The sequence below is a fragment of the Bacillus sp. 11C genome, from assembly GCF_055486375.1.
Genome location: NZ_JBUPVZ010000009.1, coordinates 43,051 through 62,422, shown reverse-complemented (window position 1 = coordinate 62,422; position 19,372 = coordinate 43,051). Strand labels below are relative to the sequence as shown.

Annotated in this window: 20 protein-coding genes and 2 riboswitches; of the genes, 2 read left to right on the top strand and 18 right to left on the bottom strand. The window is 46.7% G+C overall.

Annotated elements, in window-relative coordinates:
• Positions 1–107: 107 nt before the first annotated feature.
• Positions 108–341 (top strand): YgaP family membrane protein, encoded by a 234-nt coding sequence (locus tag ACY3LV_RS13920; protein WP_148963494.1) that lies wholly within the window; start codon positions 108–110, stop codon positions 339–341.
• A gap of 15 nt (positions 342–356) precedes the next feature.
• Here ACY3LV_RS13920 and ACY3LV_RS13915 read toward each other — a convergent pair whose 3' ends face one another.
• A complete protein-coding gene (locus ACY3LV_RS13915; protein WP_333561784.1) occupies positions 357–1,631 on the bottom strand; it encodes an amino acid permease in 1,275 nt (424 codons plus the stop codon).
• A gap of 143 nt (positions 1,632–1,774) precedes the next feature.
• Between ACY3LV_RS13915 and ACY3LV_RS13910 the strand changes: the two genes are divergently transcribed.
• Positions 1,775–2,197: an Lrp/AsnC family transcriptional regulator gene (locus tag ACY3LV_RS13910; RefSeq protein ID WP_148963492.1), complete on the top strand. Its 423-nt coding sequence runs from the start codon at positions 1,775–1,777 to the stop codon at positions 2,195–2,197.
• 40 nt (positions 2,198–2,237) lie between these two features.
• Here the strand turns inward: ACY3LV_RS13910 and purD are convergent, their stop codons facing one another.
• From purD to pbuG, 17 genes are all read right to left on the bottom strand, one after another.
• A complete protein-coding gene (gene purD, locus ACY3LV_RS13905) occupies positions 2,238–3,506 on the bottom strand; it encodes a phosphoribosylamine--glycine ligase (RefSeq protein WP_333561783.1) in 1,269 nt (422 codons plus the stop codon).
• A gap of 15 nt (positions 3,507–3,521) precedes the next feature.
• Positions 3,522–5,060, bottom strand: coding sequence for a bifunctional phosphoribosylaminoimidazolecarboxamide formyltransferase/IMP cyclohydrolase (gene purH, locus ACY3LV_RS13900; RefSeq protein ID WP_333561782.1), 1,539 nt, complete (start codon positions 5,058–5,060; stop codon positions 3,522–3,524).
• The gene (gene purN, locus ACY3LV_RS13895) at positions 5,057–5,644 is read right to left on the bottom strand and encodes a phosphoribosylglycinamide formyltransferase (RefSeq protein ID WP_148963489.1); all 588 of its coding nucleotides are present in this window, start codon (positions 5,642–5,644) and stop codon (positions 5,057–5,059) included. Before purN ends, purH begins: the two co-directional genes overlap by 4 nt.
• A complete protein-coding gene (gene purM / locus ACY3LV_RS13890; protein WP_087991346.1) occupies positions 5,641–6,681 on the bottom strand; it encodes a phosphoribosylformylglycinamidine cyclo-ligase in 1,041 nt (346 codons plus the stop codon). The genes purN and purM overlap by 4 nt, the downstream gene beginning before the upstream one ends.
• Positions 6,682–6,780: 99 nt before the next feature.
• Complete coding sequence (purF, locus tag ACY3LV_RS13885; protein ID WP_148963487.1) at positions 6,781–8,211, bottom strand: amidophosphoribosyltransferase; 1,431 nt, start codon at positions 8,209–8,211, stop codon at positions 6,781–6,783.
• A complete protein-coding gene (purL, locus tag ACY3LV_RS13880; RefSeq protein WP_333561781.1) occupies positions 8,187–10,415 on the bottom strand; it encodes a phosphoribosylformylglycinamidine synthase subunit PurL in 2,229 nt (742 codons plus the stop codon). Before purL ends, purF begins: the two co-directional genes overlap by 25 nt.
• Positions 10,399–11,082: a phosphoribosylformylglycinamidine synthase subunit PurQ gene (gene purQ, locus ACY3LV_RS13875; RefSeq protein ID WP_087991343.1), complete on the bottom strand. Its 684-nt coding sequence runs from the start codon at positions 11,080–11,082 to the stop codon at positions 10,399–10,401. Before purQ ends, purL begins: the two co-directional genes overlap by 17 nt.
• A complete protein-coding gene (gene purS / locus ACY3LV_RS13870; RefSeq protein ID WP_003219409.1) occupies positions 11,079–11,333 on the bottom strand; it encodes a phosphoribosylformylglycinamidine synthase subunit PurS in 255 nt (84 codons plus the stop codon). Before purS ends, purQ begins: the two co-directional genes overlap by 4 nt.
• Positions 11,326–12,051 (bottom strand): phosphoribosylaminoimidazolesuccinocarboxamide synthase, encoded by a 726-nt coding sequence (gene purC / locus ACY3LV_RS13865; protein ID WP_148963485.1) that lies wholly within the window; start codon positions 12,049–12,051, stop codon positions 11,326–11,328. Before purC ends, purS begins: the two co-directional genes overlap by 8 nt.
• Positions 12,052–12,124: 73 nt before the next feature.
• Positions 12,125–13,420, bottom strand: a complete 1,296-nt coding sequence (gene purB / locus ACY3LV_RS13860; protein ID WP_148963484.1) for an adenylosuccinate lyase — start codon at positions 13,418–13,420, stop codon at positions 12,125–12,127.
• Entirely contained in the window at positions 13,417–14,559 is a 1,143-nt protein-coding gene (gene purK / locus ACY3LV_RS13855; protein WP_148963483.1) for a 5-(carboxyamino)imidazole ribonucleotide synthase, read from the bottom strand. The genes purB and purK overlap by 4 nt, the downstream gene beginning before the upstream one ends.
• Positions 14,552–15,040, bottom strand: a complete 489-nt coding sequence (purE, locus tag ACY3LV_RS13850; protein WP_087991339.1) for a 5-(carboxyamino)imidazole ribonucleotide mutase — start codon at positions 15,038–15,040, stop codon at positions 14,552–14,554. Before purE ends, purK begins: the two co-directional genes overlap by 8 nt.
• 140 nt (positions 15,041–15,180) lie before the next feature.
• A riboswitch (purine riboswitch) is annotated at positions 15,181–15,282 on the bottom strand.
• Between the two features lie 79 nt (positions 15,283–15,361).
• Entirely contained in the window at positions 15,362–15,559 is a 198-nt protein-coding gene (locus ACY3LV_RS13845) for an NETI motif-containing protein (protein WP_148963482.1), read from the bottom strand.
• Positions 15,559–16,113 (bottom strand): DUF2179 domain-containing protein, encoded by a 555-nt coding sequence (locus tag ACY3LV_RS13840; protein WP_148963481.1) that lies wholly within the window; start codon positions 16,111–16,113, stop codon positions 15,559–15,561. Before ACY3LV_RS13840 ends, ACY3LV_RS13845 begins: the two co-directional genes overlap by 1 nt.
• A gap of 214 nt (positions 16,114–16,327) precedes the next feature.
• Positions 16,328–16,495: a Fur-regulated basic protein FbpA gene (locus ACY3LV_RS13835; RefSeq protein ID WP_052245624.1), complete on the bottom strand. Its 168-nt coding sequence runs from the start codon at positions 16,493–16,495 to the stop codon at positions 16,328–16,330.
• A 159-nt stretch (positions 16,496–16,654) separates the two neighbouring features.
• Positions 16,655–17,461: a hypothetical protein gene (locus tag ACY3LV_RS13830; RefSeq protein WP_333561780.1), complete on the bottom strand. Its 807-nt coding sequence runs from the start codon at positions 17,459–17,461 to the stop codon at positions 16,655–16,657.
• A gap of 207 nt (positions 17,462–17,668) precedes the next feature.
• Positions 17,669–18,991 (bottom strand): hypoxanthine/guanine permease PbuG, encoded by a 1,323-nt coding sequence (gene pbuG, locus ACY3LV_RS13825; RefSeq protein ID WP_333561779.1) that lies wholly within the window; start codon positions 18,989–18,991, stop codon positions 17,669–17,671.
• A 142-nt stretch (positions 18,992–19,133) separates the two neighbouring features.
• A riboswitch (purine riboswitch) is annotated at positions 19,134–19,235 on the bottom strand.
• Between the last annotated feature and the right edge of the window lie 137 nt (positions 19,236–19,372).

Here is a 19,372-nt window from a genome sequence, read left to right as displayed (position 1 = left end):
ATTAGACTCATGTTATCACATCCTCCCTCATCACGCACGATAAAAACGTTACAAATTTTTGAAGGTTCAATTAAAAAACTTTTTTAATTAAAAAGGAGCGGATTTTCATGAAGCCAAACATCAGTCTTATCAATGCCGTCTTTAGAATCGCCTGCGGATTGACGATTATGTCAGCCGCCAGCGCAAAGTTTACGAAAAAGCCTTGGTGCAGAATGCACCTCTTTTACATCTTTATGGGGGCCATGAAAGCAGGATCGGGAATCCTGCGCTTCTGCCCTGTGACCTACATGTTTCAAAACAGCGCTTCCGGTCTTAACGAACAAGAGCATCAAGACAGATAAACGAAAAAAGCTTGATCACGAAACGTGATCAGGCTTTTTCTCATGACATTTCTTTGTCTTCATATAGAAATATCCTGCAGCTGCCAGTGCTGCTGGATAAAGGACTGCCCAGCCGCTGAATGAGTAAATCACTGCGCACACCGCAAAAGCCCCTAACGCCATCCACCAGCCTGAATCTCTCCAGCTCAACAGTTTTAGCGCTGCCGCCATTGTACATATGTAAGATGCGATGAATGCTGCACTCGGCCCTTTTAACAGTGTCGTTAAATCGGTTTGAAACAGGCCATATGCCGCAAGCACGAAGCCAAACACTGCGGCCAGCGCTGTTAATACACGGATAGGCGTAAGTTTTGTCTCACTGAGTTTCCCGAAATATACGGGAATGTGCCCATCTCTCGCCAATGCATACACCATTCTGGAAAAACCCGCAATATTAGCATGAACGGTGGCGAATGTGATAAACAGTGCTAAACACACCGTTACATATACTCCGCCTTCACCGACTCCTTTTGATATGAGCATGGCAAGCGATGCAATTTCTCCATTCACTCCGTATGAATGAGTCCCTATCGTCACAAACGACAGCATGATATACAGCCCTGCCACACAAGTTGCCGCTAAAAACAAGCTGAGCGGGACATCTTTTTCAGGATGTGTAAACTCTTCAGCCAATGGGGTAATCATTTCCCAGCCTACAAAAGAGAAAAAAATCATAACAGAAACAGATCCTGCGGCAGACCAGCCATGCGGAAGAAACGGCTTGAATTCTGCTGCTTTGACGTGAGGAAATGACACGGCAATCGAAGTGACAAGCAGAAATATGATGACACAAATAACGAGTGTACTGATATTAGCGGATAGTTGAATGCCTTTCATATGAAGCAAAATAGAGACACCCAACATACAACCTGCAATCAATGTAATCTGCCAATTCGAAGCCTCTGTGACGTAACTGACGTAATGCGCGCCAGTCAAAGCGATGACAGGAACACCGATCGGAACGGACCCTAACATGATCCAGCCCAAAACCGTTCCGGCTTTTTTCTGAAAAGCCAACTGCACATAAGCCGTGATTCCTCCCGCGCTGGGCGCTATTTTCACAAGCCGGGCCAGCGTGCCGACAAGAAGAAATGATAAGAAAGACATGAACACCCAAACAAATAAAGAAGCAGGACCGGCTGCGTCAGCTGTGACAGACGGCAGAATTAATATCCCGCAGCCTAAAACGGCCCCAATCGTTAATGCCGTCCCTTGTATCCAAGTGATCGAACGCTGCAATTCTGGCAACATGATGCCTCCTCTCCCGTTGATGGCTTTATTATAGGAAAAATAAGACGGCATCCATATGCTACAATTAAGTTAAATCGACAGCATCACCTTATGATAAAAGGAATTTTCACGAATTCTCTTAAACATGTAAAGGAGCCAGACAAATGGACGATACAGACCTTCACATCCTCTCGTATTTGCAGCGAAATGGCAGATTAACGATGGTTGAGCTGGGAAAGCTTGTCGGACTCAGCTCTCCAAGCGCGGCGGAACGTGTCAGGAAGCTGGAAGACAAAGGAGTGATTACCGGCTACAGCGCGAATATTTGTTACGAAAAACTAAACAAGCATGTCACCGCTTTTATCCTGATGGAACCGAAAAGCTGCAAACACTACGCCGCCTTTGCCACAGCGCACCCGGATGTGACAGAAAACCACCGCATTACAGGGATGTACAGCTATGTGACAAAAGTGGTGACAGAATCGGTACATACGCTTGAAGATTTTATTGACGCCTCGATGGCCCACGGAAAACCGACTACGTTGGTTGTGCTTTCTTCTTCCGCTCACCATCCAGCTTTTGTATAACAAAAAACCCGCAGTTCAACCTCTGCGGGTTTTCTTCACTTTATTTTTGGGCCGCCTTTAAAGCGCGTGCCCCAATGTCTTTTCTGAAAAAGAGTCCCGGCTTGATGATCTCATCAACGGCTTTGTACACTCGGTCTCTCGCCGCTTCAAATGTTTCATCAAAAGCCGTCACATTGGCGACGCGGCCGCCGTTTGTGATGAACTCTCCGCCTTCTGCTTTCGTTCCGGCATGAAAGACCACAACCTGATCAGTTTCCGCTGCAAGGCTGCCGATCGGCGTGCCCTTTGCATAGCTTTCCGGGTACCCTTCTGAAGCAAGCACCACACTCACTGCCGCGGTATCCTTCCATTTCAAGTCGACTTCTTTATCTTCTAAAAGATCAAGAAGCACCTGTACCAGATCAGATTCCATGCGCGGAAGCACGACCTGTGTTTCCGGGTCGCCAAAACGGGCATTAAATTCAATGACTTTTGAGCCGTTTTCAGTGAGCATCAATCCCGCGTACAAAACGCCAGTGAAGGAACGGCCTTCTTGTACCATTGCTTTTGCAGTCGGTTTGACGATCGTTTCCACCGCATGGCGGACGGTTTCTTCTGAAATTTGCGGAACTGGAGAGTAAGCGCCCATTCCGCCCGTATTCGGGCCTTTGTCTCCATCAAACGCCCGCTTGTGATCTTGGGCAATCACCATTGGATACACCTTTTCTCCTTTGACGAATGCCATCAGAGAAAATTCTTCGCCGGAAAGAAATTCTTCAATGACAACAGACGCGCTCGCATCACCGAATTTTTCATCCTCAAGAAAATCATGCAGACATGCAATCGCTTCTTCCTCTGTCATAGCAACGGTTACGCCTTTTCCAGCCGCAAGTCCATCTGCTTTTATGACAATCGGAGCGCCTTTTTCCTGCACATATGCCTTTGCCTCTTTAAAGGATGTGAACGTGTCGTATTCTGCGGTCGGAATATCGTATTTCTTCATTAAATCCTTAGCGAACTGTTTGCTGCCTTCGATGATCGCAGCGGCTTTTGACGGGCCGAACACACGCAGACCGGCCTTTTCGAATTCATCCACCAGACCTTCTATTAAAGGAACCTCGGGGCCAACGATGGTCAGGCCGACCTGATTCTCTTTTGCAAACGAGACAAGCCCGGCGTGATCGCTTTCCTCAATGTTTACAAGCTGTGCGGAATCAGCCATACCGTCATTTCCTGGAGCTGCAAATACGTTCTCTACGAGACTGCTTTGCGCCGCCTTCCATGCCAGCGTATGTTCTCTTCCGCCTTTACCGATAATGAATACATTCACGTCGTTTTCATCCCCTTAATGTTTGAAGTGTCTGATGCCGGTGAATACCATGGCAATGCCGTACTCATCCGCTTTTTTGATGGAATCCTCATCACGTACAGATCCCCCCGGCTGAATAATAGCCGTTACGCCCGCTTTTGCCGCTTCTTCGACAGTATCCGGCATTGGGAAAAATGCATCAGATCCGAGCGCGCTGCCTTTCGCTTTTTCACCTGCTTGCTCAATGGCGATTTTCGCTGATCCGACGCGGTTCATTTGGCCTGCTCCCACGCCGACTGTCATGTTGTCCTTCGCGAGAACGATCGCATTTGATTTCACATGCTTGACGACTTTCCAAGCAAGCTTCAAGTCTTCCCACTCTTGCTCGTTTGGCTCTCTTTTTGTCGGAACGCTGATCTCAGCATCATCAAAGCCGTGCATATCCAAATCTTGAATCAGCAACCCGCCTTGAACGGATGTCAGCTGTTTTTCCTTTTGAGCAGCAGCAGACACATCAAGCGTCAGCAGACGAAGATTTTTCTTCGCAGTCAGGATGTCAAGCGCTTCTTGGCTGAATGAAGGCGCAATGATGATTTCTAAGAAAATGTTGTGAAGCGCTTCGGCAGTTGCCTTGTCCACTTCCCGGTTCAGCGCGATAATGCCGCCGAAGATAGAAGTTTTATCCGCTTCAAACGCTCTGTCAAACGCTTCTGCGATCGTTTTTCCAGTTCCTACGCCGCACGGATTCATATGCTTGACGGCAACCGCAGCCGGCTCAGTGAATTCACGGACGATTTGAACTGCCGCGTCCGCGTCTTTAATGTTGTTGTAAGAAAGCTCTTTTCCGTGAAGCTGTTCTGCTTGCGCAATGGAGCCTTTGACAGGAAGAGCTGTTTGATAGAATGTCGCTTCCTGATGCGGGTTTTCTCCGTAGCGAAGTGATTGTTTTTTCTCAAATGTCACAGTGAATTGCTCTGGTTCTTTTTCACCGACAACATCTGTCAGATAGTTAGCGATCAGTGCATCATACGCCGCAGTATGACGGAATACTTTTGCCGCCAGCTCGCGTTTTTTCTGAAGTGATACGCCGCCTTCTTCTTTGATTTGATTCAGCACTGGGCTGTAATCCGCCGGATCGACGATAACCGTCACATCCTGATGGTTTTTTGATGCCGCACGCAGCATGCCCGGGCCGCCGATGTCGATATTTTCGATCGCTTCTTCATATGTGACATCTGCTTTAGAGATCGTTTCTTTAAATGGATAGAGGTTGACGACAACGAGGTCAATCGGCTGAATCCCGTGTTCATTGATCTGCGCCATATGCTCTTCATTGCCGCGAACCGCCAGAAGGCCGCCGTGAATATTCGGATGAAGTGTTTTAAGGCGCCCGTCCATAATTTCAGGAAAGCCTGTCACTTCAGAAATTCCGATGACATTCACACCGTTTTCTTGAAGAAGCCTTTTCGTTCCGCCTGTTGAAATGACTTCAACGCCAAGCTCTGTCAGTTCTTTTACGAAAGGAACGAGATTTGTTTTATCTGAAACACTGATTAATGCACGTTTAATGGTCATGCCTTTTCACCTCTGTTATTTAATCCTAATAGCTGTTTAATCACACTGGGATACCATTTATGCTCAAGTTTGTGAATCCGCTGTTCGATTGTTTCCAATGTATCATGTTCGTTAATTTCGATTGCCTTTTGAGCGATGATCGGGCCTGTATCCATTCCTTCATCGACATAATGCACGGTGATTCCGGCAACCTTCACACCCGCGCGGTACGCCTGCCCGACTGCGTCGATTCCGGGGAACGCCGGAAGAAGCGACGGGTGAATGTTAATGATTTTTCCTCCGTATGCCTGAAGCAGCGTGTCACCGATCAGCCTCATATAGCCGGCAAGAACAATCAGTTCAACGTTATGAAGGTGAAGCTGTTCAATAATGGCCCGTTCAAATGCGGCCTTGTTTTCATAAGACTTCGGTTCAAATGCAAAGGATGGAATATGGAACGTTTCCGCCCGTTCGATGGCTTTCGCCTGCGGTTTGTCGCAAACGAGAAGCGATACGGACGCATCCCAGTTCTCCTCTTTCAAACGCGTGACGATGGCTTCGAAGTTTGAACCGTTTCCGGATGCAAATACCGCAATTTTTTTCATGAAAGTGCCGCACCGCCGAATGTGACGCCTTCACCTTGTTTCACACGCCCGATCAAATAGGCTTTTTCGCCATGGCTTTCAAGCGTTTCGATCACATCTGTCAGATGCTCTTCTTTGACTGCCAAAACAAAGCCGATGCCCATATTAAAGACATTGAACATGTCTTCTTCCTTCAGCTTGCCGTACTCTTGCAGGAAAGAGAAAATCGGCGGGATCGGCCATGAGCCGTGATCGATTTCCGCACTTAAGCCTTCTGGAAGCATGCGCGGGATATTTTCGATGAATCCTCCGCCTGTCACGTGCGCCATGCCGTCGACTTTTCCGCTCTTCACCGCGGCAAGCACAGGCTTCACGTAAATTCTTGTCGGTTCAAGCAGCTCCTCGCCAAGTCGGCGGTCAAACGGTTCGTATGTTTTATCAAGATCCAGCTCCGCATCATCTAGAAGCACTTTTCTTACAAGGGAAAATCCGTTGCTGTGAAGGCCGCTCGAGCTGAGGCCGATCAAAAGATGGCCCTCCTCGATGTTTTCACCAGTCACGATTTCGTCCTTTTCAACCACTCCGACTGAGAAACCGGCAATATCGTATTCATCAGCTGTATATAGTCCCGGCATTTCAGCCGTTTCGCCGCCAACTAGGGCTGAACCTGACTGCTCACAGCCGTCCGCCACACCTTGTACGATCTGCTCAATTTTCACAGGATCCGCTTTGCCGACCGCTAAATAATCGAGGAAAAACAGCGGTTCTGCACCTTGTGCCAGCACGTCATTGACACACATCGCAACAGCGTCAACGCCAATCGTGTCGTGCTTATCCATAGAAAAAGCGAGCTTTAATTTTGTGCCGACACCGTCTGTTCCCGAAATTAAAACCGGTTTTTGATAAGAAAGCTCAGACAGGTCAAACATGCCGCCAAAACCGCCAAGGCTGCCCATAACGCCAAGCCGTTTTGTACGCTCCACATGTTTTTTCATTCGTTTTACAGCTTCATATCCGGCTTCGATGTCAACCCCTGCGTTTTTATATGCTTCAGACATCCTATTCACTCCTTTTAGGCGCTTTTCAAAATATCTCCCCGAACGAGGGCAGAAAGAGAAGGCAGCCGAACTGCGCTGCCTTTATGTCATTTTCAAGGTTTATTTGGTTAATACCGCTTCTTTTACATGAGGAAGCACTGTATCCTGGTAAATTTCAGTCGGATATTTTCCTGTAAAGCAAGCGAGACACTGTCCGCAATTAGAGTCATCGTATTTTCTGCCGATGCCTTTCAGCAGCCCTTCCACACTCAAAAATGAGAGAGTGTCGGCTCCGATTTCCTGACGGATTTCTTCAACTGAATGGGAAGACGCGATCAGTTCTTCGTGAGTGGAAGTATCAATGCCGTAAAAGCACGGATGAGCGATTGGCGGTGAACTGATTTTCACATGCACTTCTGTCGCACCCGCTTCTCTGAGCATCGTGACAATCCGGCGGCTTGTTGTTCCGCGCACGATCGAGTCATCTACCATAACGACGCGTTTGCCTTCCACAACCCCGCGCACAGCAGAAAGCTTCATTCTGACGCCTTGCTCACGAAGAGCCTGAGACGGCTGAATAAACGTTCTGCCGACATAACGGTTTTTGATTAAGCCGAGCTCGTACGGGATGCCTGTTGCTTCTGCATAGCCGATCGCCGCTGAAATACTGGAATCCGGAACCCCTGTTACGACATCGGCTTCAACTGCGGATTCCTGAGCAAGCATTTTCCCAAGGTTTTTACGAGCACTGTGCACGTTAATCCCTTCAATATTGCTGTCCGGCCTTGAGAAATAAATGTACTCCATGCTGCAAATGGAACGGTTGATATTCATGGAAAAACGCTCTGATTTCATGCCTTCATCATTGATGATCAGCATTTCGCCCGGTTCTACCTCACGAAGGTACGTTGCGCCGACCACATCAAATGCGCACGTTTCTGATGCGACCACATAAGCGTCGCCCATCATGCCGATTGACAGCGGTCTGAGCCCGTTCGGGTCGAGCGCGACGATCATTTCTGTTTCGGTCATGATCAGGAATGCGTAGGCCCCTTTCAGCATGGAAAGCGAGTTTTTAATTTGATCCTTCAGCGTGAAGTGGCCGCTTCTTTTGATCAAGTGAGCCAAAACCTCTGTGTCCGAAGAGGTCTGAAAGATACTCCCTTGATTTTCGAGCTGCTGCTTCAGCTGAGTGGCATTGACTAGGTTTCCGTTATGGGCAAGCGCCAGGCTTCCGTTATTTTGGGAACGGAAGAGGAGCGGCTGAACATTTTCGTATCCGCCGCCTCCAGCCGTTGCGTACCGAACGTGCCCGATTGCGCCTTTTCCTTTTACTTTGCTGAGCTCGCCATTTTGAAATACTTCAGTGATCAGCCCTTGGCCTTTGTGCGCCGTCAGTTTTTCACCGTCTGTCGCCACAATGCCAGCGCCCTCCTGTCCTCGGTGCTGGAGGCTGTGGAGACCGTAATACGTGATTTGTGGAGCTTCTTCATGTCCCCAAATCCCAAATACGCCGCACTCTTCATTTAAGCCTTTGATTTCAGCAAGCATGGGATAGCTCCTTTCCATGCGCGTTCAAGATCATTCGTTTGCGCATGAATCAATTGTTGTCCGTCTTGGTTTTGAATCGCCAGAAGTCCGTCCGCTGTAACCTCACCGATGTGAACGGCATCTTTTACAGTCGCTTCAAACGCTGCTTGATGTTCTTTTTTCACAGAAACGACAAAGCGGGATTGAGATTCAGAGAATAATAACGCCGCTTCCCCTTCTACAGTCACGTTCGCGCCAAGGTTTTCCGTCGTCATGACACTTTCTGCAATCGCTACGCCTAAACCGCCTTCAGACACATCATGCGCGGATTGAACAAAGCCTTTTTTAATCGCGTCAAGCAATGCTTTTTGGCGTGACAGCTCTACATCAAGATCGATTTGCGGCGCTTTTCCGTAAATGCTGCCTTCTGTCATTTTTTGCAGCTCGCTTCCCGCAAACTCAGGTTTTGTTTCACCGATCACGTAGACGAGGTCACCCGCTTGTTTGAAATGCTGTGTTGTAATGTGGGCTGTATCTTCAATTAAGCCGACCATGCCGATAACAGGTGTCGGGTAAATCGCCGTGCCGTTTGATTCGTTATAAAGCGATACGTTTCCGCCGATAACCGGTGTGCTGAGAACATTGCACGCCTCGCTGATGCCGTCAGCCGCTTTTTCGATCTGCCAGAAGATTTCCGGTTTCTCCGGGTTTCCGAAGTTAAGGTTATCTGTGACCGCAAGCGGCTCTGCACCTGAGCAAATGATGTTGCGCGCCGCTTCAGCGACAGCAATTTTCCCGCCGACTTCAGGATCAAGATAGAGATAACGCGCGTTACAGTCTGTCGTCATCGCCAGCGCCTTTTTCGTTCCGCGGATTCTGAGAACACCTGCGTCAGATCCAGGAGCGACAACTGTGTTCGTCCGCACCATGTAGTCATATTGATCGTAAACCCACTCTTTGCTTGCGATCGTCGGCTGCTGCAGGAGTGCCTTCAGTGTTTCATTCGCATTTTCAATTTGCGGAGCCGGAACATCCGTCTCTAAAAACTCGCGGTAGTAAGCAGGCTCTTGAGAAGGCTTATGGTAAACCGGCGCTTCTTCTGCCAAGGCATCAACGGGCAGCTCGCACACAATCTCACCTTTGTGTGTCAGGCGAAGCATCTTATCGTCTGTTACACGTCCGACAGAAACCGCTTCAAGATCGTATTTGTCAAAAATATCGATGATCTCCTGCTCACGTCCGCGCTCGATGACCAAAAGCATCCGCTCCTGTGATTCAGAAAGCATCATTTCATATGCAGTCATACCTGTTTCACGCTGAGGAATCAGGTCAAGATTCATCTCAATGCCAGAGCCGGCTTTACTTGCCATTTCCGCGCTTGAGCTTGTTAAACCGGCAGCTCCCATATCCTGAATGCCGACTAACGCATCACATTGGATGACTTCCAGACATGCTTCAAGCAAAAGCTTCTCCATAAACGGATCGCCCACTTGAACAGCAGAGCGTTTTTCTTCAGACGAATCAGACATTTCTTCAGAAGCAAACGTAGCGCCGTGGATTCCATCACGCCCCGTTTTCGCTCCTACGTACATCACTGTGTTGCCGAGACCCTTCGCCTGGCCTTTTTTGATGTCTTCATGATTAATTAATCCGACGCACATTGCGTTGACGAGCGGATTTCCTTCATAGCTGCTGTCAAACTGCACTTCTCCGCCGACTGTCGGGATGCCGATACAGTTGCCGTACCCCGCGATACCCGCTACTACTTCTTCAAACAAGTACTTCACGCGCGGTGAAGTCAGTTCACCAAATCGAAGAGAGTTCAATACAGCGATTGGACGGGCACCCATTGAGAATACGTCACGGATAATGCCGCCTACGCCAGTCGCAGCGCCTTGGTAAGGTTCGAGAGCTGATGGGTGGTTATGTGATTCAATTTTGAACACAACCGCTTGGTTATCACCGATATCAACGATTCCAGCGCCTTCCCCCGGACCTTGCAGCACGCGCTCGCCGCTTGTCGGGAATTTACGCAGAATCGGCTTTGAGTTTTTGTAGCTGCAATGCTCTGACCACATGACAGAAAAAATTCCGATTTCTGTGTAGTTCGGCAATCTTCCAAGAATGGATTCAATCAATGCAAACTCATCATCACTGACACCCATTTGCTGATACATTTTCTCTTCTTTTATTTGTTCTTTACTTGGTTCAAGCAGTAGTGACATGAGTTTCCCTCCAATTTTTCACGATAGACTGAAATAATTTTAGACCGTCGGCGCTTCCAAGCAGTTCATCGACCGCGCGCTCAGGGTGAGGCATCATGCCTAATACGTTGCCTTTCTCATTCACGACACCGGCAATGCCGCTGACACTTCCGTTAATATCGGAGCCGTATGTGAAAGCAATTTGGTTGTTTTCTTTCAATGAAGCAAGCGTGTCGTCATCACAGTAGAAGTTCCCTTCTCCATGGGCAACCGGGATTGTAATCGATTGGCCCTTTTCGTAGGAAGATGTGAATAATGTTTCGTCGTTCTGAACAATTAATTCAGCCGGCCGGCAAATGAACTTCAAATCTTTGTTACGTCTCATTGCGCCTGGCAGAAGGCCAAGCTCCTGTAAAATTTGGAATCCATTGCAGACGCCGAGAACTGGTTTTCCTTCAGCCGCCGCCTGTTTGACAGCTGGCATAATATTCGCAAATCGGGCAATAGCCCCGCATCTCAAATAATCGCCGTAAGAAAATCCTCCCGGAATTAATACGCCATCGAAGCCGTCAAGGCTTGTTTCCTCATGCCAGACGTATTCCGCTTCATGGCCGAGCTCATCCTTTACAGCATGATACATATCGATATCACAGTTGGATCCAGGTAACACAATCACCGCAAATTTCACTGTGCGACTACCTCCTCAACTTCATATCTGTAATCTTCAATCACTGTATTCGCAAGAAGTTTTTCGCACATTTCTTTCACTAGCACGTCAAGATCACGATCAGATTTTTCGATCGTAAGCTCCATATATTTCCCGATGCGCACATCTTGAACTTCGTTGTAAGTCATACTGTGCAAGGCATGCTGGACAGCGCTCCCTTGTGGATCTAGTACACTTTCTTTTAAGCTGACATAAACTTTTACTTTATACATGATGAATGCCTCCCAGTCTTTTGAAAATCTCTTCATATGCGTCGGTTAAGCTTCCAAGATTGCGTCTGAATAAATCTTTGTCCAGCTTTTCGTTCGTGTTTTTATCCCACAAGCGGCATGTGTCTGGTGAAATTTCATCGGCCAAAAGCACTTGTCCGTCTGGATCTAAACCGAATTCAAGCTTAAAATCTATTAATCTGACGTGACAATCGGCAAAAATGGTTTGAAGCTCTTCATTTACTGTTTTTGTAATGGACTTAATGTTTTCTACCTGCTCAGGAGTTGCCGCTTTCAAGAGCCAAATATGATCTTCCGTGATGAGCGGATCACCCAGCGCGTCATCCTTGTAGTAAAACTCGATAATCGGCTGTTCAAGCTCGGTGCCTTCTGGAATGCCGAGACGTTTAGACATGCTTCCTGCCACAACATTTCTGACGACGACTTCAAGCGGCACAATCGTTACCTTTTTGATGAGCTGCTCCGTTTCCGACATGCGCTCGATAAAGTGGTTGTTAATGCCTTTAGCGTGAAGATGTTTGAAAATCAGGCTTGAAATCTCGTTATTTAAGCGCCCTTTGCCGCTGATTTCTGCTTTTTTCTCGCCGTTAAAAGCAGTGGCGGAGTCTTTATACACGACATACAACGTGTTTTCGTCATCGGTTTTGTAGATCTTTTTTGCTTTTCCTTCGTATAAAAGTTCATTCTTCACAATATTCACGGAAGGCCTCCTAATCCGAATCTTGGGAATTTTCAAACACGGCGGCATAGAAGAAGCCGCCTAAAAGCTTCTTCTATGCTAAACCTAAACGTTCAAAGATCAGATCAACATTTTTCAGATGGTAGTTGTAATCAAAACAGTCAGCCATTTTTTCTGGAGAAAGACGGGACGTGATTTTCTCTTCCGCTTCCACAAGCTCACGGAACGGCACTTGTTTTTCCCACGCTTCCATTGCTTTCGGCTGTACTGTATCATAGGCTTCTTCACGAGTCAGACCTGTGTCGATCAAAGCAAGCAGCACACGCTGAGAGTAAATAAGGCCGAGTGTGCGGTCCATGTTGCGCTTCATGTTTTCCGGGAAGACCGTTAAGTTCTTCACGATGTTAGAGAAGCGGTTCAGCATGTAGTTCAGCGCGATTGTCGCATCCGGCAGAATAATCCGTTCTGCTGAAGAATGAGAAATATCGCGCTCATGCCATAATGGAACATTTTCGTAAGCCGTCAGCATGTAGCCGCGGATGACGCGCGCAATGCCTGTCATGTTTTCAGAGCCGATCGGATTGCGTTTGTGCGGCATTGCAGATGAACCTTTTTGCCCTTTCGCGAAAAATTCCTCAACTTCGCGTGTTTCACTCTTTTGCAGACCGCGAATTTCCACTGCGAACTTCTCGATGCTTGTCGCGATCAAAGCAAGTGTCGCCATATAATCAGCATGGCGGTCGCGCTGAAGGGTTTGGGTTGAAATCGGTGCTGCTTTCAATCCGAGCTTCTCACAGACATATTGCTCAACAAATGGGTCAATGTTCGCATATGTGCCGACAGCGCCGGAAATCTTTCCAACCTCGATGCCTTCTTTCGCTTGTTTGAAACGCTCAAGATTACGTTTCATTTCCTCATGCCAAAGCGCAAGTTTTAAGCCGAATGTTGTAGGCTCAGCGTGTACGCCGTGTGTGCGCCCCATCATCACTGTGTATTTATGTTCTTTCGCTTTTTCTTTTATAATGTCAACAAATCTCTCAAGGTCCTTGAGCAGAATATCGTTTGCCTGTTTTAATAAGTAAGAAAGAGCGGTATCCACAACGTCAGTTGACGTTAAGCCGTAGTGCACCCATTTTCTTTCTTCGCCCAGTGATTCGGAAACGGCGCGTGTAAAAGCGACAACGTCATGGCGGGTATCCTGTTCGATTTCTAAAATGCGGTTGATGTCAAATGACGCGTTCTCGCGCATGACCTTTACGTCTTCTTTCGGAATGACGCCAAGCTCCGCCCACGCTTCACAGGCAAGAATCTCAACCTCCAGCCATGCTTGAAATCTGTTTTCATCCGTCCAAATTGCGGACATTTCAGGTCTTGAATAACGTTCGATCATTCTGCTTGTCCTCCATCTCTATTCATCCATTTATTTGTGATCTCCTGAATCCATTGGTCTTCAGGCTGCTTCATAAATGTAATATGCCCCATTTTGCGGCCTTTTTTGATTTCATGTTTTCCGTATATATAGAGCTTTGCTTCTTTTATAAGCTCTGGCTCTTCCTCAACAAGTTTCACTTCATCGCCGAGTAGATTCACCATCATGCCCGGCTTCAGCAAATCTGTTTTACCGAGCGGAAGGCCGCATACCGCTCTGATATGCTGTTCAAACTGGCTCGTTTCGCAAAGGTCCAGCGTATAATGCCCTGAATTATGCGGTCTTGGCGCCAGTTCATTGACCAAAAGCTCGCCGTCTTCTGTCAGGAACATTTCAACAGCGAGCGGCCCGACAAGGTGAAGCTCATCTGCAAGCTTAACGGCCAAATCAGCAGCATTCCTCTGGATCGCTTTTTCCACCCGTGCAGGCGCGATGCTTTGGAAGAGGATATTGTTGTGGTGAATGTTTTCAGCTGCCGGAAATGTTGAAATTTCGCCGTTTACCGATCTGACGACGATGACCGACATTTCCATTTCAAAAGAAACCCAGCTTTCGAGAATGCAAGTACCGTGTTCTAAAAGAGCGGCAGCCTGCTCAATTTGCTCCTCTTCCTTGATCACAAATTGGCCTTTGCCATCGTATCCGCCGCGGCATGTTTTCAGCACTGCGGGAAGTCCAAGCTCCTGTACCGCCTGTTTCAATCCATCCTTTGTATTGACGATGCTGTACGGAGCAACTTCACAGCCCGCGTCTTGAATGGCTTTTTTCTCTGTTTCACGGTTTTGGGTAATGAGCAGCAGTTCACTTCCTTGCGGGAGATAGGCATGATCTTTTAGCCAATGCAGCGCATCATAATCGATGTTTTCAAACTCATACGTGATGATGTCGCTGATTTCAGCCAATTTTCGAATCGCTTCACGGTCATTGTAATGAGCGGTAATTTCAATATCCGCAACCTGCCCGCATGGCGAATCTTTCACCGGATCCACGACCGCGACTTTATACCCCATTTGTTTGGCGGACACAGCCATCATTTTTCCAAGCTGGCCGCCGCCGATAATGCCGATCACTGCTCCTGGATAGATGATTTGTTTAGACAAGCTGATCACTGCTTTCTAACACTGTCTGTTTTGTATTTTCTCTTCTCTCATCCAGCTTACGGGCAAGATCCTCGTCAAAAGCTGACAACATTTGCGCCGCTAACAGCCCGGCGTTCACAGCGCCCGCTTTGCCGATAGCTGTTGTCGCAACAGGCACGCCTCCAGGCATTTGGACGATGGAAAGCAGAGAATCCATTCCGTTCAGCGCCTTGGACTGAACCGGAACTCCGATGACCGGCAGTGTTGTTTTCGCCGCCGTCATCCCTGGCAGATGCGCCGCTCCTCCGGCACCTGCGATAATCACCTTGATGCCTCTTTCTCTCGCGGTTTCAGCGTATTCAAACATGAAATCAGGCGTCCGGTGAGCGGAAACGACCTTCTTTTCGTACGGAACATTAAGTTCGTCAAGTATGTCGCATGCGTTTTTCATTGTCTCCCAATCGGAAGTGCTTCCCATGATGATTCCTACTAGCGGCTGCATTCTGTTCCCACCTTCTCATGCTTTTGTTTTCAGAAAATAAAAAATACCCGCTCTGCATTGCACTTATGAGGAAGCAATACAAACCGGGCATGGTACATGTATCGTCAGTCGTTCGCTTCTGCGATATATCCATGTCAGTTTTATCGATCACTTTCCTGCATAGTCCGGCAATTTACGGTTGCCAGGTAGAAACTTATGGGCCATATTCCCAAGATTATATGAGGTCGTGTTTTGATTTCATGTTTATCTTAACAACGGACATGGATAATGTCAACGACATTATCGAACGATACAAAAATTCATTCTGCTAATGTTCGTGTTTTAGATCAATTTCCCTTCAAATACGATTTTTTTCCCGCATGGAACGATCTGAATTGACCCATTTTCCTTTTTCTCCATAAAAACAGGCTCCTCCATTCGCCGCACAGGCAAATATCCTTCTTCTTTCATTTGCTGAAGCACAGCATCAATCGTTTGCTGCTCTGTCACTTCAAACTTTTTCTTCTTGGGCTTTGCCATTATTCTTTAATTCTCCTCTTCTTCACCGCTTTGACCCAGAAGCCGCCGTGGATTGATTTTGGTTCATACGCAATAATAAAGGCTTTTGAATCAATTGTCTTAATCGTATCATACAGCTGGAGTTCATATTTTCTCGGTGTCAGAATCTGAAGGGCTGTGCGGTCGCCTTCAAGCCCGCCGACCACCCAGTTTGTCACACCGTAGCCTTTTTCACGGAGCTGCCTCGGAAGATCAACATCAAGCTCCTTCGTAATCACATTGACCATAATATAGCCAAGCGCCAATTTTTCTTCTATTTTCATGCCGACAATGACACCAAGACCGTAACCGAGCGCGTACGCAATCACATTTTGAATCTGGTCTAAGTTATCGAGCACCAGGCTCAATCCTGTCACATAAACCAGTATTTCAATCGTACTGATGCCGGCCGCTAAATAACGCTGGCCTTTCAGCGTTAAAATCATTCTTATCGTAAAAAATGACACATAGACAATATTAATAATGAGAATTATGAGAACCATGGCTATTCCATTTGATAAGATGGTTTGCATCATTTCATTTCATCCCCCTACTCTTCATCTTGCATAAAGCAATCATATTCTACTAGAGAAACGCGTCGTTTACAATCAACTGAGGCCGTAAGCCTAAGGAAAATATTTCGACACGCTTTTTCAGATTGAACAGTAGTAGTTTACCCTCTTTCTTACCTTTTCAACATCAAAACAAAAAAGCCCGCTTTTCAGCAGACTCACCTTTTCTCATATATTGTCAGATCTCTTTTTTCATTTTCAGAAGGGACTTGTATTCTTTCTCAAGCTCACTCAGCGTATAATCAGCAAGCTGTTCCCCTCTTCCCTGATAAAATTCCGAGAGCAGTAATTTGGTTTTTAAAAATTGCTTCTTTTGATTAATCGCTCGGCGAAGTACTTCAGCCATGTCCATCATCCTCCAAAATATAAAGGTTTGTACGCTGGACGTTTACAGCATTTTCCTCATCATACACGGATTAATCCTACAAATCAACTATGTTTTTTAGATATATTTGTAAAAATTGTGACATCAAAAAACCGGCTATGAACAGCCGGTTTTTTCAAATTAAAGCGGAATCAGCGACGCTGTGAAATATTCAGAAATAAACGGCCAAGTCACCGCCGCAAACAGCAGCACGGCCGCAACTACTGCAAATACACAATAGATATAATCAATCGGTGCATCTTGTGCCGCCTGATACAGACGCTGCACATACAGCGCCATCATAAAAAAGATCGAAAACAAGATCAGCACTGTAAAAAGAACTGTCAGCATCGGGATATTCACGATCGCAAAGATCAGCCAAAGAATTGAAACAGCAATCACCGGTACAAGCAATGAACCCAAACCTGCAGCCACTTCTCTAAACGTCACCTTCTGCTTCATCATATAGCGGGAGACGGCCCATACGGCTAAGACCATTACCGCGAAAAAGAGAAGCAAATAGACAAGAACAATTAAAAATCCGTCATAGAAAGCATGATGGCGTTCTCCGAAACCGAGCGGCCGATTCCAGCTGGCCTTTAACTGAAACCAGTTCCCGATTGAAAAGATCATACTGAATATAAGCATTGAAATCAAACCATACTTATAATGAGAAAAACCATCCGCCACGACGGTTTTCGCCGGTGATTTTAAAATCGAGAACGCAAAACCGCAATATCTGTTGATGGCTGCCCATACAGACGCAAGCTTGTCTTTAGCAATGGATACACCACCGCGTTCCTGATGCGGTTTCTGCTTTTGTTTTTGCTTCTGCTTGCTTTGCCGGCTCGCCTTTCTGGACATTCTCGATAGCGGTTCTTCATCTGTATCTATTCTTTCACTCTGGTTAACTTCTTCTTCAAACGTTTCTTTTCTTTCTTCCGTCATGTCAGCAACTCCTATCAAAAAAATACGGCGGAATACCATTCAGCAAGAAAATAAAACACTTATATAAGGTACCGAAGCCTTCCTAAACAGTCAAGTCATTTCCATTTAAGTAAAGCATGGCGGCACATCTACATGACGGTATATCGTATGAAATGGTTTTACCTTTTGCAACAAAAAACCAGCTGCCGAGGCAGCTGGTTTCATTCGTTATTTTAAGAAGATAAAGTACAGGATAAAAACGATAAACAGCCCGTACATAATCGGATGGACCTCTTTGGCTTTTCCTTTGCATACCATCGTAATCGGATAGAAAATAAATCCGATGGCAATCCCGGTTGCAATGCTGTATGTTAACGGCATCATGATCATGGTAAGGAAAGCGGGAACGGCCACCTCGAACTTATCCCAAGCGATTTTGCCAAGCGGCGCCACCATCAATGCACCGACAATGATCAGCGCTGGAGCCGTTACATTTGAGGTAACGACTGATAGAAGCGGCGAGAAAAACGTAGCCAGTAAAAAGAGAATACCTGTTACAATTGCCGCCAATCCTGAGCGGGCACCCGCAGCGACACCTGAGCTTGATTCCACGTAAGAAGTTGTGGTAGACGTACCGAGCATGGCGCCGATGACAATGGAAGATGAATCAGCTAAAAGCGCACGGCCCGCACGCGGCAATTTGTTTTCCTTCATTAAACCAGCTTGAGTTGCCACAGCAACCAGTGTACCCGCTGTATCAAAAAATCCGACAAACAAGAACGTTAAAATGACGATCAGCATTTGTACGGAGAAAATATCCGGCAGGTGAAGCCACGCTTGTCCGAAAGTCGGCTCAAGGCTCGGCACACTGCCGATGATTTGAGTCGGAACCGGAACCAAACCGAAAATCATGCCGGCAACCGCAGTTAACAGCATCCCGATAAACACGCCCGCGTTAACGCGAAGCACCATTAAAATAACCGTTACAATTACACCGAAAATCGTTAACAGCACAGGACCGCTGTGAATGTTTCCGATGGTGACGAGTGTGGAAGGGTTGGATGTAATAATTCCTGAACCTTGTAATCCAACGAATGTAATAAACAGGCCGATACCCGCGCCGACTGCCAATTTCAGCTCTGGGGGAATGGCGTTGATGATTTTTTCACGAAAACCTGTTAACGAAAGAGCAACAAAGATAAGACCTGAAATGAAAACACCAGACAAAGCGGCCTGCCATGAAATGCCCATGCCGAGGACGACAGAAAACGCAAAAAACGCGTTTAGCCCCATACCTGGCGCGATGGCGATCGGATATCTCGCGATCAGACCCATTAAGATACAGCCTGCTGCAGACGCCAGTGCTGTCGCTGTAAAGACCGCTCCTTGGTCAATTCTCAGCGCTTCCGGAAAATCTTTCACGCTCTCCAAAGCAAGTGTAATCGGATTGACGAACAGAATATATGCCATAGATAAAAAAGTCGTTAATCCGCCAATGATTTCATTGCGATAGCTGGTGCCCAGCTCATCAAACTGAAAAAACTTTTTCAAGCTATTTGACTCCCTTCACTCTTTGTTATTTATCCTGCCCTGAAAACGCCAAATAAAAAACGCCCCAATGCATTTTGCATTTTGGGACGCTTGACTACAGACGGATTTCAGTTCGAATAAATAAACGTGTTTTATTTATATCAAACGAAAGAAATGTTTACGTAGTCAAGCCATTTACGGTAGCTTGGTAGAGACTTGCGAGCCATATCCCCGCGATTATACGAATTATCTTATTTGATTTCTGTGTCTATTGTACCAAGTTCGTTTTGAAATGACAATATAAAAAACGAACATTACTTATTAAAAAAATTGGTTTATTCGTCTATTGACTAAATTGGTAACAATTATAAAAACCGTATGTATGACTTCATACGGCTTTTC

Coding starts and splice junctions, on each gene's coding strand:
- ACY3LV_RS13845 (WP_148963482.1), bottom strand. CDS start 15,559: ATGGCAAAGCCCAAGAAGAAAAAGTTTGAAGTGACAGAGCAGCAAACG.
- purF (WP_148963487.1), bottom strand. CDS start 8,211: ATGCTTGCTGAAATCAAAGGCTTAAATGAAGAGTGCGGCGTATTTGGG.
- ACY3LV_RS13840 (WP_148963481.1), bottom strand. CDS start 16,113: ATGATGCAAACCATCTTATCAAATGGAATAGCCATGGTTCTCATAATT.
- purM (WP_087991346.1), bottom strand. CDS start 6,681: ATGTCTGAAGCATATAAAAACGCAGGGGTTGACATCGAAGCCGGATAT.
- purH (WP_333561782.1), bottom strand. CDS start 5,060: ATGACCATTAAACGTGCATTAATCAGTGTTTCAGATAAAACAAATCTC.
- ACY3LV_RS13835 (WP_052245624.1), bottom strand. CDS start 16,495: ATGGCTGAAGTACTTCGCCGAGCGATTAATCAAAAGAAGCAATTTTTA.
- purN (WP_148963489.1), bottom strand. CDS start 5,644: ATGAAAAAAATTGCGGTATTTGCATCCGGAAACGGTTCAAACTTCGAA.
- purS (WP_003219409.1), bottom strand. CDS start 11,333: ATGTATAAAGTAAAAGTTTATGTCAGCTTAAAAGAAAGTGTACTAGAT.
- ACY3LV_RS13915 (WP_333561784.1), bottom strand. CDS start 1,631: ATGTTGCCAGAATTGCAGCGTTCGATCACTTGGATACAAGGGACGGCA.
- purB (WP_148963484.1), bottom strand. CDS start 13,420: ATGATCGAACGTTATTCAAGACCTGAAATGTCCGCAATTTGGACGGAT.
- ACY3LV_RS13830 (WP_333561780.1), bottom strand. CDS start 17,461: ATGACGGAAGAAAGAAAAGAAACGTTTGAAGAAGAAGTTAACCAGAGT.
- ACY3LV_RS13910 (WP_148963492.1), top strand. CDS start 1,775: ATGGACGATACAGACCTTCACATCCTCTCGTATTTGCAGCGAAATGGC.
- ACY3LV_RS13920 (WP_148963494.1), top strand. CDS start 108: ATGAAGCCAAACATCAGTCTTATCAATGCCGTCTTTAGAATCGCCTGC.
- purE (WP_087991339.1), bottom strand. CDS start 15,040: ATGCAGCCGCTAGTAGGAATCATCATGGGAAGCACTTCCGATTGGGAG.
- purL (WP_333561781.1), bottom strand. CDS start 10,415: ATGTCACTACTGCTTGAACCAAGTAAAGAACAAATAAAAGAAGAGAAA.